The sequence below is a fragment of the Kosakonia sp. MH5 genome, from assembly GCF_009935945.1.
Classification (GTDB): Bacteria; Pseudomonadota; Gammaproteobacteria; order Enterobacterales; family Enterobacteriaceae; genus Kosakonia; species Kosakonia radicincitans.
This window is the reverse complement of record NZ_QODH01000007.1, coordinates 205,647-218,222: the sequence shown is the minus strand read 5'-3', so window position 1 is coordinate 218,222 and position 12,576 is coordinate 205,647. Positions and strand designations below refer to the sequence as shown.

Here is a 12,576-nt window from a genome sequence, read left to right as displayed (position 1 = left end):
AACCCTATTTCACCGTCCAGCCTTTGTAGCTGCCGACGTTCTGTTTATCGATCATCGTCACCGGGATCAGCACCGGCGCGGTTGGCGCGGGCTTGCCTTGCAGAATGTCGTAGCCGATCTCCACCGCGCGGGCGGCCATCACTTGCGGATCCTGCGCCGGAGTGGCGACAAACAGCGAGTTTTTGCGTTTCAGCGCCTCTTCACCATCCGGGCTTCCGTCGACGCCAACAATAAAGAACTCGTGACGCTGTGCCTGTTTGGCGGCCAGATCGGCACCGATCGCTGTCGGATCGTTAATCGCAAAGACACCGTCGATTTTCGGGTTGGCGGCAAGCAGCGAGGTCATCACTTCCAGCCCGCCTTCGCGGCTGCCTTTCGCGTTCTGGTTATCAGAGAGCACTTTGATATCCGGGTGGCGCTTAAACTCGGTCTGGCAGCCTTCGACACGGTTTTGCACCGCAGAGACCGGCGGTCCGTTGATGATCACCACATTGCCTTTGCCTTTCAGGCGGTCGGTAATGTACTTACAGGCCATTTCCCCCGCCTGGGTGTTATCGGAGGTGATGGTGGCGTCGGCGCCTTCTGCCGCCACGTCAACCGCCACCACCACAATCCCGGCCTCTTTTGCCCGTTTCACCGCCGGGCCGATGCCTTTGGAATCCGCGGCGTTGAGGATGATCATGTCCACTTTGGCGGCAATAAAGTTATCGATCTGCGCGACCTGCTGGCCCAGATCGTAACCGCTGGAGACCAGCGTCACTTTGACGTTATCGCCCGCCAGTTTGCGCGCTTCCAGCTCCGCGCCTTTGGTGATCTGCACGAAGAAGGGGTTCGCCAGATCGCCCACCGTAACGCCAATGGACTTCAGATCTTTGGCCTGCGCAAACGGCGCGCTGGTCAGCAGAGCAGCGGCGCAGAGCGCCGTGACAAGAGGTTTAAGACGCATGCTGTAATCCTCACTTATGTTGCTGTTTTGTAGGGTATTGTTATGCTGCCTGATGATGCCGGGTACGGTATTTGTCGATCAGCACCGCTATGATGATCACCGCCCCTTTGATCACCAATTGCCAGAAGTAGGAGACGCCCATTAGCGTCATGCCATTGTTAAGGGTGGCGATAATCAGCGCGCCAACCAGCGTGCCGGTGATGGTGCCGATTCCGCCGACAAAACTGGTGCCGCCAAGGATCACCGCGGCGATGGCGTCCAGCTCATAGCCGGTGCCGAGGTTGCCGTTGGCGCTGTACAGCCGCGAGGCGCTCATCACGCCGCCAAGGCCGGAGAGCAAGCCGCTCATGCCGTAGACGAACAGCAGCACCAGCCACACTTTGATGCCGGTCAGGCGCGCTGCCTGCATATTGCCGCCCACCGCGTAGATATGAACGCCCAGCGTCGTGCGGCGCAGGATAAACCAGCACAGTACAATCACCGCCAGCGCAATCACCACCAGCCACGGCACCGGGCCAAGATAGTTATTGCCGACCCACTCAAAACTGATATCGGAGTTAATCACCGTGGTGCCGTCTGCCAGCAGATAGGCCACCCCGCGCAGCGCGGTATACGTACCGAGGGTGACAATGAATGGCGGCAAACCAGCAAATGCCACCAGCGCGCCATTAAACAGGCCGAGCACCAGGCCGAGCATCAGCGCCGCCGGGACGGAGAGCAGGGCCAGTTCGGGCATCAGCGAAACCACCATCGCCGCGACCGCCGTGGTGCCGAGAATCGAACCCACAGAGAGATCGATACCGCCGGTCAGAATGATGAAAGTCATGCCCGCCGCCAGCACAATGTTGATCGACGCCTGGCGGGTAATATTCAGCAGGTTGCTTTCGGTAAAAAAGTTTGGCGCGATAAAACCAAAAACCGCGACGATCAGGATGAGAATCGGCAAAATGCCGACAGTTTGCATCAGATCGCCCATCAACATCTTTTTGGCGGAAGGGCTTTTCGCTGCGTTCTCTTTAGCATCAGTCATGGTGTACCGCCTGGTGGTGGGATTCGTTAACGCCGGTGGCCAGCGTCATAATGTTTTCCTGAGTAATCTCATGTTGTTGCAGCTCGCCGACGATGCTGCCTTCGCGCATCACATAAACACGATCGCTCATGCCGACCACTTCCGGCAGCTCGCTGGAGATCATCAGGATCGCCACGCCTTGGCGCGCCATCTGGTTCATGATCCGGTAGATCTCGCTTTTGGCACCGACATCCACGCCGCGCGTTGGCTCATCAAGGATCAGAATGCGCGGGCCGATCGCCACCCAGCGGGAGATCAAGAGCTTTTGCTGGTTGCCGCCGGATAAGCCGCCCGCCCGCACCTGCGCGTGCGGTACGCGAATATTCAATAACTTGATGGCGTCATCGGAGATCGACTGCGCTTTTTTGCGATCGAGCATTCCCCACGCCGCGTCGCGCTCCAGCGTTGCCATGGTGATGTTTTCCTGCGCCGCCAGTTCCAGAAACAGGCCTTGCTCTTTGCGGTTCTCCGTCAGAAAACCGATGCCTAAATCGATGGCGGCGCGCGGCGAGTGGATCACCACTGGCTCACCGTCTACTTCGATCATGCCGCCAGTGGCTTTGCGTACGCCGAAGATCAGCTGCGCCAGTTCGGATCGTCCGGCACCGACCAGCCCGGCAAGACCGACGATCTCCCCGGCACGCACCTGCAAGCTGACTGGCTGGATTTTTTCACCGTCCGTCAGGTGTTGAACGCTCAGACGCGGGTTGCCAAGTGGGATATCGCGCTCTTTGTTAAACAGGTCGCTCAATGGTCGCCCGACCATCATGCGCACCAGTTCAGAAGCATTGAGTTTGTCGCGCGTCAGGCTGCCGACATACTGGCCGTCGCGCAGGACGCTGACGCGATCGGAGAGTTCATACACTTCCGCCATGCGATGGCTGATGTAGATAATCGCCATCCCTTCATCGCGCAGGCGCAGGATCAGTTCGAACAGACGATGCGTTTCGCGTGAGGAGAGGGCAGCGGTGGGTTCATCCATCACCAGAATGCGGCTGTTGCGGTGTAAAGCGCGGGCGATCTCCACCTGTTGCTGCTCGGCGATAGTCAGCTTCATCACCCGATCGGTGGCGGTGAAATTCGCGCCAAGGCGATCAATCACCGCCTGCGCCTGTGTCACCATCTCTTTGCGCTGCACCAGCCCGCCGCGGGCGATTTCACTGCCAAGAAAGATGTTTTCCGCCACGGTCAGGTTCGGCGCTAACTGCATCTCCTGGTAAATCAGCGTGATACCGGCAGCGAGCGCATCTTTGGGGCTTTTGATGGCGTAAGGCTGGCCGTCAATCAGGATCTCGCCGCTGGTGGCGCTATACGCCCCGGCGAGGATCTTCATCAGCGTGCTTTTTCCCGCGCCGTTTTCCCCCATCAGCGCATGGATCTCGCCGGGCCAGACCGTCAGATCGACCCCTTTGAGGGCGTAAAATTTGCCGAAAGCTTTGGCAATGTTGCGCATCTCCAGTACGGGCGTGTTGCTCATCAGCGGGCTTCCTTGGAGGAACGATATCCGCACTTCATCACACGTTAGTAAATGCACAATGTCAGGTTCTGTTCATATTTGTCATAGTTACCTGGAGAAACCGTTTCCTGCCGTCCTGCGTCAGGATCAACATTGCACCGGAGCCACTATGTCGTATCGCGCGAACCCGTTTTTCACCAGCGCTCGCGGGCGTCTGCTGTTCTTCAATTTACTGGTGGTGGCGGTAACTTTAATGGTCTGCGGCGTGGCAGTTCTGGGATTTCGCCACGCCAGCCAGATTCAGGAACTGGCGCAGCAGCAGACGCTGGACGACATGACCGGCAGTATGAATCTGGCGCGCGATACCGCCAGCGTCGCCACGGCGGCTGTGCGGTTGTCGCAGGTGGTCGGAGCGCTGGAGTATCAGGGCGAAGCCGAACGCCTGAAAGCGACGCAGAGCGCGCTGCAACACTCGCTCAGCCAGCTTGCCCGCGCGCCGCTGGCGCAGCAGGAACCGCAACTGGTGGCGCAGATCACCCGCCGCAGCCACGAATTGCAGCAAAGCGTTACCGTGATGCTGCAACGCGGACAACAGCGGCATCTGGAACGTAATGCGCTGCTCAGTTCGCTGTACCAGAACCAAAGTTATTTGCGCCATTTACAGGCGATCATCGCCCGGGAAGCGAGCAACATCCCGGATAACCGCCTGCTCGCCGAGATGGACCGGCTGATCATCGCCGCCATTCAGACGCCGTCTCCCCGGCCGACAATCAAACAGATCTCCGACATCATGGGGCAATTGCCGCTGCGCGCCGCCAGCCCGACGGTGGATTTTATCCTGCCGGATTTCAGCGCCGAGCTGCGCAAGCTGGGGCCGCTGTCGCTCCGGCTGGAAGAGAGCGATCTGGCGATTAGCTGGTCGATGTTTCATATCAAAGCGCTGGTGGCGCTGCTCAACAGCGACATCAACCAGTACGTTGCGCAGGTCGCGCAGGCGTCGGAACTGCGCACGGCGCAAAGCCACCAGGAGATGCGCTCGATCATTCTGTTTATCAGCGTTTTCGCCCTGCTGGCGCTGGTGATCACCGGCTTTGCCGGATGGTATATCTACCGCAATCTGGGCTCGAATCTGACGGCCATTTCGCGCGCCATGTCGCGGCTGGCGCGCGGCGAGCAGGACGTGTCGGTTCCGGCGCTGCAACGGCGCGATGAGCTGGGCGAACTGGCGCGTGCGTTTAACGTGTTTGCCCGCAATACCGCTTCGCTGGAACACACCTCTAAGTTGTTGAAAGAGAAAAGCACACAGCTGGAAACCACTTTCCACGCGATGCGCGATGGTTTTGCGCTGTTCGATAACCGGGGTTGCCTGGTGGTGTGGAATCCGCAATATCCGTTGCTGCTGGGGCTGACGGCAGAGGCATTGCAGCGCGGCCAGCACTATCAGAGCCTGTTACAACAGGTGAGCGATCTCCCCGGTCACGTACAGGAGAATCTGGCTCGCCCGCTGCCCAAACCGCAGGAATTACGGCTGGCGGACAATCGTACCATTGAGCTGCGTTTTAGCCCGGTACCGGGGCGCGGCATGGTTAACGTGGTGCTGGATCGCACGGAGCGTAAAGGGCTGGAAGAGGCGCTGCTGCACAGTCAGAAGATGAAAGCAGTCGGCCAATTGACCGGCGGGCTGGCGCACGATTTCAATAACCTGCTGGCGGTGATTATTGGCAGCCTTGAACTGGTGACGCCCGGCTCGCCGGATGCGCCGCGTATCTCGCGGGCGCTGAAAGCCGCTGAGCGCGGCGCGTTACTGACCCAGCGGCTGCTGGCCTTTTCCCGCAAACAGTCGTTGCATCCTCATGCCGTGGAGATGCAACCGCTGCTGGAGAATCTCGGCGAGCTTATGCGCCATTCGTTACCCGGCACACTGGCGCTGGAGATCGAAGCGCAAAGCCCGGCATGGCCCGCGTGGATCGATGTTGGACAACTGGAAAATGCCATCATCAATCTGGTGATGAATGCCCGCGATGCGATGGAGGGCGAGAGCGGCACCATTAAAATCCGCACCTGGAACCAGCGCGTCACCCGCAGTGACGGACGCCGCCAGGATATGGTGGCGCTGGAGGTGATCGATCGCGGCTGCGGTATGTCGCAGGAGGTCAAAGCACAGGTGTTCGAACCCTTCTTCACCACCAAACAGACCGGCAGCGGCAGCGGGCTGGGCCTGTCGATGGTATATGGCTTTGTTCGCCAGTCCGGCGGGCGGGTAGAGATTGAGAGCGCGCCGGGGCAGGGCACCACCGTGCGTCTGCAACTGCCGCGCGCAACGGTGCAGGCGGTGGAAAGCCGCGAACCGGATGCCGCGCAGGCGCGCGATAGCAGCGACACGCTGATTCTGGTGCTGGAAGATGAGGCCGATGTGCGCCAGACATTGTGCGAACAGTTGCACGAGCTGGGCTATCTGACGCTGGAAGCGGAAACCGGTGAGCAGGCGTTGCAGCTACTGGCCGCTTCGACGGAGATTGGCGCATTGGTCAGTGATTTAATGCTACCGGGCGCGCTCAGCGGCGCGGAAGTGATTCACCAGGCGCGCCAGCAGAATCCGCATCTGTCGATGCTGCTCATCAGCGGCCAGGATCTGCGCCCGGCGCACAACCCTGCGCTGCCGGACGTGGAACTGCTGCGTAAACCCTTTACCCGTGCAGAGCTTGCGCAGGCGCTGCGACGGATTGCGGCGTAAAACGGTTGCGGGCCAGTGTCGCCGCGCCCTGCGCACCGTTAAACGCTGATGATGAGGCCGCCAGAAAACGCACCGCTTCCCACGGCAACGGTTTACGCAGCCAGGTGCGGATCGCCGCGATCAACGCTTCACGCGGAAATGCGGGCATATCCATGACGCCGCCGCCGAGGATCACCGCATCGGGATCGAACAGGTTAATGCTGGTGGCGATGGCGCGCGCGGCGTGATCCAGCAGATCGACGACAAAAGGCTCCTGTGCTGCATGGATAAACAGATCGCCAAGATCGTAATCCCGCGGCTGCTGTTCATACCAGCGGCGCAGCGCAAGGCCAGAACACACCGTTTCCAGACAACCCGCATTGCCGCAGCCGCAGCGCAGTTGCCTGTCTCCCTGCGGAATATGCCCCAGTTCGCCCGCCACGCCGTGCGCGCCTGTCCACGGTGCACCGTTCAGCCAGATGGCGAAACCCATGCCGGTGCCGAGATAGGCCGCCAGCACCTGCTGCTGCGTGAGGTTATGCTCCTGCACGTCAAAAGAGAGTTGCAGGTTCACATCACGGGAAAATTCCACCGGGCAGCCCAGCGCATTTTCCAGTTGCCCGGCCAGCCCGCTCAGTTCACCAGGTGCCAGCGGTAAGTTGGGCGTGGAGATAATGGTGCGTTTATCTTTGCCGACCAGCGCAGGAAAGCCCATTACCAGCCCGTAACAGCGGGCATTACGTGCGTCAAGCTGCGCCTGGATAAGCGCAGTAATGCCGTTTACCACGCCGTGCGCAATGACCTCCGCGGTGCGCTGCTTTTCACAATGCAGCACCTCGCCTGCGGCGGTTTGCAGGCAGAAGCGAATATGGGTCGCGCCCATATCAACGCCTGCTACCAGTTGATTATGCGGTTCGTGCATGAGGCAGTACCTCGTTTTTGGCCGCCAGAATCTGTTCGGTCATTACCGTCCAGGCGTCATCGATGTTTTCCGCATGGTTGAATAACCCGGAGGTGCCGACGATAAAGACATCCGCGCCTGCGGCCATCAAACGCTGATAAGTGGCCTGGTTGCAGGAGCCGTCGATTTCGATTTCATAACTCAGCCCTTCGCGCTCGCGCCAGGCTTTCAGCTCGGCGACCTTGTCGAGCATTTCCGGAATGAACGGCTGACCGGCAAAGCCAGGATCGACCGTCATCACCGTCACTTTGTCCGCCTTATGAATATAGTATTTCATCGTTTCGACGGAGGTTTCCGGGTTGAGGATCAGCCCGACTTTCATGCCGTGGCGGCGGATCTCATCGATCAGGCGAAACGCCTGGCCGTTGATCGTTTCCGGGTGCAGGGTGATAAAGTCTGCGCCTGCGCGCGCCAGTTGGCCGATATAATCCTGCGGGCGCGTCACCATCAGATGGCAATCCAGCGGTTTGCTGGCCAGCTTCTTCACCTGGCTGACAAAGAATGGCGACAGCGTCAGGTTCGGCACAAAGTGGCCGTCCATAATGTCGATATGGAAATAGTCCGCGTGGCTGTCGATAAACTCGATCTGTTCTTTAAACTTGAGCAGATCCATACACATCAGGGAGGGGGAGATTTTCATCATTCATTCCTTACTTGCTGATAAGCCGGTCAAGCGCAACAGCGGCAATAATCAGCCCGCCCATTACCACCAGCTGGTAATACGTTTGAACTTGCAGGATATTCAGGCCGTTATTGATGGTGCCGATAATCAACCCGCCAATCACGACCGAGAAAATACGCCCCTTACCGCCGAAGAAGCTGGTGCCGCCGATAATGGCGCTGGCGATGGCGTAGGTTTCAAACCCCATTCCCGCCAGCGGCTCCGCCGCACCGAGACGCGCGGTGGAGACCACGCCCGCCAGCCCGGCGCAAACACCGGAGATAATGAACACCACCAGCACGTGAAACTTCACATCGATACCGGAGTAGAAGGCGGAGTTTTTATTGCCGCCCAGCGCGTAAATATTGCGCCCCAGCCGCATGCGCGTAGTGAGGAACCAGAGCAGCAGCGCCACCAGCAGCGAGAAGATCACCGGCACCGGAATGCCTGCCACGCTGGCGGCAAAGAAATTCACAAAGTCGAAGGAGAAGCCATACACCGAGTTGGCGTCGGAAATAACCAGCGTAATGCCGCGAAAAATCGCGTTGGTTCCAAGGGTAATAATGAACGGGTGCAGGCCGGTCCAGTTGACCAGGCAGCCGTTAATCGCCCCCAGCACGCCGCCGATCAATGTCGCCAGCACGGGATCGACGCCCGCCAGCATCAGTTTGGCGGTTACCATGCCGGAGAGAGCAAGGATCGCACCGACGGAGAGATCAATCCCGGCGATCAGAATGGCAAAGAACTCACCCATGCCGATCAACACCGTTACCGAACTCTGAACAAAAATCTGCGTGATGTTGTTGGTGTTGAGGAAGTATTCCGGCGACATCGTGCCGAAGATGGCGACGATGATCGCGAGGATAAAAAAGGTGCCGTATTTATCCCAGAACAGCGCGAAGTTGAAGGGCTTTTTCTCGCTCATTTCGCTTTTTACTCGTGTGGTAATGCCCATGCCATAATCTCCTCTTCGCTCATGTCGTCGCGATTGGTCAGGATTTGCGTCAGCCGCCCCTCGCAGAACACGGCGATGCGGTCGCAGACGGCAATAATTTCGGGAAGCTCGGATGACACCATCAGGATGACTTTTCCGTCATCCGATAGCTGGCGCATCACTTTGTAGATCTCGGCCTTCGCGCCGACGTCGATACCGCGGGTCGGTTCATCGAAAATGATCACCTCGGGTTCGCAGCACAGCCATTTGGAGATCAGTACTTTCTGTTGGTTACCGCCGGAAAGCTCGGTGATGCTCTGCTCCACCGAGTGGCACTTCAGCGCCAGCAGCTCGCGCTGCGCTTCAGCAATCCGTCGCTCTTCGTGTTCGTTAAACAGCCCCATTGCGCCTTTGTAACCGCCGTGCTTGAGGCTTTTGCTGAGCGCTATGTTTTGCGCAATCGAGAAGTTAGGGAAGAAGCCGTTGTCGCGGCGGCTTTCGGTGATATATGCCATGCCTTTTTTCAGCGCATCCAGCGGTGAGCGTGGGGAAATCGCGTGACCATTGAGGCGAATTTCACCGCGGCTGCGCTTATCGACGCCGAACAGGCAGTTCATCAGTTCGGTGCGGCCGGAGCCGACCAGCCCGGCAAAACCGAGGATCTCGCCGCGGTTCACGCTAAAAGAGATATCACGGACTTTTTTCTTGTCGCGACTGGTGACGTTTTTCACCTCAAACACCGTATCGCGCTCGATATTGCCGGTGCTCTCTTTCATCGCGTTAAAGCGGTTTTGCAGTTCGCGTCCGACCATCAGCCGCACGATGTCGTCATTGGTGACGTCGCTGACCATGCCGCTGCAGACGCTGCTGCCGTCTTTCATCACCGTATAGCGATCGCAGATCCGGCGAATTTCCGCCAGCTTATGCGAGATATAAACAATGGCGGTGCCTTCTTTACGCAGCTGATTCATGATCAGGAAAAGATAATCCACCTCTTTATTCGTCAGCGAAGAGGTGGGCTCATCCATAATAATGACTTTGGCATCCAGCATTAATGTTTTGGCAATTTCCAGCATCTGCTTGTGGCTAATCGATAAATTCGCCACTTTGGTATCGAGATCGACTTTTAAGCCGACGCGCAATAACATCATTGCCGCCCGTACGCGCATTTCTCGCCAGTCGATAATATTGACGCCACATACCTTTTTGGTGATATGGCGGCCAATATATAAATTCTCCAGCACGGTTAATTCATCAATAACGCTGAGTTCCTGATAAATAATGCCAATACCAAGTTGTGCCGCCAGTTTATGATCAAGTTTGTCGTAATTAACGTTATTAATGGTGATGGTGCCTTTGGTCGGGTCGTGAATCCCCGAGAGAATTTTCATTAACGTTGATTTACCGGCACCATTCTCTCCTAATAACGCATGAATTTCATAAGGATAAATAGTTAAATCAACGGACTTTAATGCGTGGACCGGGCCAAAGGATTTGCCGATACCCGCCATTGAGATATATGGCGTGACCATAAGTAACCTCTTTGCACACTCTTCAGGCCGGATGCGCGCAAAGCGTCATCCGGCGTTGATGGCTTACTTAGTGACCAGAATTGAATCGACCAGCTTGAATTCCGGGGCTTTATCCAGCGGAATAACTTTGCCGGTTTTTGCCGCATCAACCATCATTTTCAGACCCGAAGCGCCAATATTCGCCGGGTTTTGCGCGACGGTGGCGGTCATCTGCCCGGCTTCCACCATTTTGCGCGCTTCCGGAATGCCGTCGGTGCCGACGACCAGCACTTTGCCGGTTTTACCGGCGTTCGCCACCGCCTGGGCAACGCCCATCGCCATGGTGTCATTGGCGCAGTAGAAGGCTTTCAGGTTCGGGTTGCGTTGCAGCACGTTGGTAGCGACGTCCAGCGCCTTAATGCGATCCCAGTCGGCGGGCTGGCTGGCGACCAGCTTGATTTGGCTGGCTTTCTTAAACGCTTCGCTGGCGCCGTTGCGGCGCGCTTCACCCGAGGCGTTGCCTGCTTTACCTTCTATAATCGCCACTTCGCCGCCCTGTGCGCCAAGCTGTTCAATGATAAAGCTTGCGCCTTTTGCGCCGACTGCAACGTTATCGGTGGTAATAAAACCTTCGACATTCCCGCCGGCTTTTTTCAGGTTATCCATATCGATTTTTTCATCGAGGTTCACCAGATAAATGCCTTTTTTCCAGGCGCGGGCGACCGGCATCACCAGGTTAACGGAAGAGAGTGGGGCAAAGGCGATGCCTTTATAATTTTTATTGCTCAGATCTTCGAATAATTGTAATTGCGACTGAAAATCACCTTCCGACGGCGAGGCAAAAATATCCACACTGACACCCAGTGTTTTCGCTTCGTCTTCGATACCTTTTTTCATATCCACCCAGAACGGGTTGGATAATGTTTTTAAGACGACGGCGTATTCGGCAGCGGCAAATACGCTGGTGCTCATCATCAGGCCGATAGCAGCTCCGCTGAATAATTTCAGATATTTATTCATAGTGGTCTTCTCATTGTAGGGTAATTTTACTCATCCCGTTGCGGCGGGATGAGTATTTGTTTTTACTTCAATGCGCCCGGTGAGAAAAAATCAACGATGGCACCGGTTTTTTGCATATTCTGTGTGGCCAGTTCAATGTTCTGTTGTGCAACCGAAACAAAAAAAGCATCAAGTAATGTTAATTGTAATATTCGTGCTGAGGCATTTCGCCCTAATAAAGGGGTCTCTGGTGCTGGCGAGCAAATAATAAAGTCGGCCATTTTGGCAATCGGCGAATGGTAGCTGTGAGTAATACAAATAATTTTTGCCCCATTTTTTTTCGCCAGCTCAACGGCCGCTTTTAAATCACTGGTGCGTCCGGAATGCGACACCACCAGTACGACATCGCCCTCTTTAAGCAGCGATGCGGACATCATCATAATGTGCGCGTCCTGGTAAGCGTGGCAGCGAACCCCGATGCGCAACATCTTATGTTCAATATCGGCGCAGATGGCGTTAGAGCCGCCAACGCCGTAGAGATCGCGCTGTTTGGCCTGATAGAAGAAGCGCGCCGCGCGGTGGATTTCATCCACGTTAACGATCGACTGGCCTTCCATAATGGTGCGCAGCGTAATATTGAACACTTTGTTCACCACATCCTGCGGCGCTTCGTCAAACGACAGCTCAGCGGGCAGCACCTGCTGCGAGTGAGAGAAGTACTCCACCAGTGCGCTGCGCAGATTGCGGAAACCGCTAAAACCCAGCAGTTTCGACACTTTCACGATCATGGCTTCCGACACCGTCAGCATCTCCGCTACATCTTTAATCGCGGAGGCATCGCTGATATTGCCCGGTGTTAATAGCCAATCCACGATGCGGCTTTCGTTTTCCGTCATCCCTTCCTGCTTCATGCGCAGGTAAGGGGCGAGGCCGATGCCGTTGGGAAGACCGTGGTCGAATTCTGTCTGACTCATCGCTTTCTCTTGTCCTTGAAATGAAGACGACACTATATCACCACATCCGGAACCATAAATATGTCGGCAACTTCACAGAATTAATTAATTCATAAAGTTTTGTGTGTTGTGAAGTTTTCTGTAATGTTTTGGTTGGTGCGCTCATCAGTTTTGTTTTAAAAACAATAAATTATATTGATTTATGAAATGTGGTACGTCTGAGGTGTAGGGGTTTTCATGCACATAAGGCTATTGATTTGTGAATTCATGCCGTGTAGAACAGGCGCTGTTCCCGGTGGTTTTGCGGTTTTATTCAGCAGTTTACCGGTCAAAAATCACAAAACTCACCGGGTTCGTAAAGTTTGCACACTAA

At 56.4% G+C, this 12,576-nt stretch carries 10 protein-coding genes; 1 reads left to right on the top strand and 9 read right to left on the bottom strand.

From position 1 onward, the window contains the following. Positions 1-4 precede the first annotated feature (4 nt). Genes DK872_RS18865 through DK872_RS18855 form a run of 3 tightly spaced genes read right to left on the bottom strand, consistent with a single transcriptional unit; the run spans position 5 to position 3,492 of the window. A complete protein-coding gene (locus DK872_RS18865; protein WP_007372506.1) occupies positions 5-946 on the bottom strand; it encodes an ABC transporter substrate-binding protein in 942 nt (313 codons plus the stop codon). A 40-nt stretch (positions 947-986) separates the two neighbouring features. Next, positions 987-1,976 (bottom strand): ribose ABC transporter permease, encoded by a 990-nt coding sequence (locus DK872_RS18860; RefSeq protein ID WP_007372507.1) that lies wholly within the window; start codon positions 1,974-1,976, stop codon positions 987-989. Next, on the bottom strand, positions 1,969-3,492 hold the full coding sequence (locus DK872_RS18855; protein WP_007372508.1) for a sugar ABC transporter ATP-binding protein: 1,524 nt from the start codon (positions 3,490-3,492) through the stop codon (positions 1,969-1,971). Before DK872_RS18855 ends, DK872_RS18860 begins: the two co-directional genes overlap by 8 nt. A gap of 148 nt (positions 3,493-3,640) precedes the next feature. Here DK872_RS18855 and DK872_RS18850 point away from each other — a divergent pair, with 148 nt between their 5' ends. Beyond that, complete coding sequence (locus DK872_RS18850; protein ID WP_161518698.1) at positions 3,641-6,205, top strand: ATP-binding protein; 2,565 nt, start codon at positions 3,641-3,643, stop codon at positions 6,203-6,205. Here the strand turns inward: DK872_RS18850 and alsK are convergent. The 6 genes from alsK to alsR all read right to left on the bottom strand — a co-directional run bounded on the left by alsK (position 6,159) and on the right by alsR (position 12,224). Beyond that, positions 6,159-7,106, bottom strand: coding sequence for an allose kinase (gene alsK, locus DK872_RS18845; RefSeq protein ID WP_161518697.1), 948 nt, complete (start codon positions 7,104-7,106; stop codon positions 6,159-6,161). The genes DK872_RS18850 and alsK overlap by 47 nt on opposite strands. Further along, complete coding sequence (gene alsE, locus DK872_RS18840) at positions 7,090-7,785, bottom strand: D-allulose 6-phosphate 3-epimerase (protein WP_007372511.1); 696 nt, start codon at positions 7,783-7,785, stop codon at positions 7,090-7,092. Before alsE ends, alsK begins: the two co-directional genes overlap by 17 nt. A gap of 10 nt (positions 7,786-7,795) precedes the next feature. After that, the gene (gene alsC, locus DK872_RS18835; RefSeq protein ID WP_161518696.1) at positions 7,796-8,761 is read right to left on the bottom strand and encodes a D-allose ABC transporter permease; all 966 of its coding nucleotides are present in this window, start codon (positions 8,759-8,761) and stop codon (positions 7,796-7,798) included. After that, positions 8,740-10,272, bottom strand: coding sequence for a D-allose ABC transporter ATP-binding protein AlsA (gene alsA, locus DK872_RS18830; RefSeq protein ID WP_007372513.1), 1,533 nt, complete (start codon positions 10,270-10,272; stop codon positions 8,740-8,742). Before alsA ends, alsC begins: the two co-directional genes overlap by 22 nt. A 63-nt stretch (positions 10,273-10,335) precedes the next feature. Next, the gene (gene alsB / locus DK872_RS18825) at positions 10,336-11,271 is read right to left on the bottom strand and encodes a D-allose transporter substrate-binding protein (protein WP_007372514.1); all 936 of its coding nucleotides are present in this window, start codon (positions 11,269-11,271) and stop codon (positions 10,336-10,338) included. Between the two features lie 62 nt (positions 11,272-11,333). Beyond that, positions 11,334-12,224, bottom strand: a complete 891-nt coding sequence (gene alsR, locus DK872_RS18820; protein ID WP_007372515.1) for a D-allose utilization transcriptional regulator AlsR — start codon at positions 12,222-12,224, stop codon at positions 11,334-11,336. Between the last annotated feature and the right edge of the window lie 352 nt (positions 12,225-12,576).

Excerpts from the sequence above, each read along its gene's own strand:
- alsR (WP_007372515.1), bottom strand. The coding sequence starts at position 12,224 with ATGAGTCAGACAGAATTCGACCACGGTCTTCCCAACGGCATCGGCCTC.
- DK872_RS18850 (WP_161518698.1), top strand. The coding sequence starts at position 3,641 with ATGTCGTATCGCGCGAACCCGTTTTTCACCAGCGCTCGCGGGCGTCTG.
- DK872_RS18855 (WP_007372508.1), bottom strand. The coding sequence starts at position 3,492 with ATGAGCAACACGCCCGTACTGGAGATGCGCAACATTGCCAAAGCTTTC.
- alsK (WP_161518697.1), bottom strand. The coding sequence starts at position 7,106 with ATGCACGAACCGCATAATCAACTGGTAGCAGGCGTTGATATGGGCGCG.
- alsC (WP_161518696.1), bottom strand. The coding sequence starts at position 8,761 with ATGGGCATTACCACACGAGTAAAAAGCGAAATGAGCGAGAAAAAGCCC.
- alsA (WP_007372513.1), bottom strand. The coding sequence starts at position 10,272 with ATGGTCACGCCATATATCTCAATGGCGGGTATCGGCAAATCCTTTGGC.
- DK872_RS18865 (WP_007372506.1), bottom strand. The coding sequence starts at position 946 with ATGCGTCTTAAACCTCTTGTCACGGCGCTCTGCGCCGCTGCTCTGCTG.
- DK872_RS18860 (WP_007372507.1), bottom strand. The coding sequence starts at position 1,976 with ATGACTGATGCTAAAGAGAACGCAGCGAAAAGCCCTTCCGCCAAAAAG.
- alsB (WP_007372514.1), bottom strand. The coding sequence starts at position 11,271 with ATGAATAAATATCTGAAATTATTCAGCGGAGCTGCTATCGGCCTGATG.
- alsE (WP_007372511.1), bottom strand. The coding sequence starts at position 7,785 with ATGAAAATCTCCCCCTCCCTGATGTGTATGGATCTGCTCAAGTTTAAA.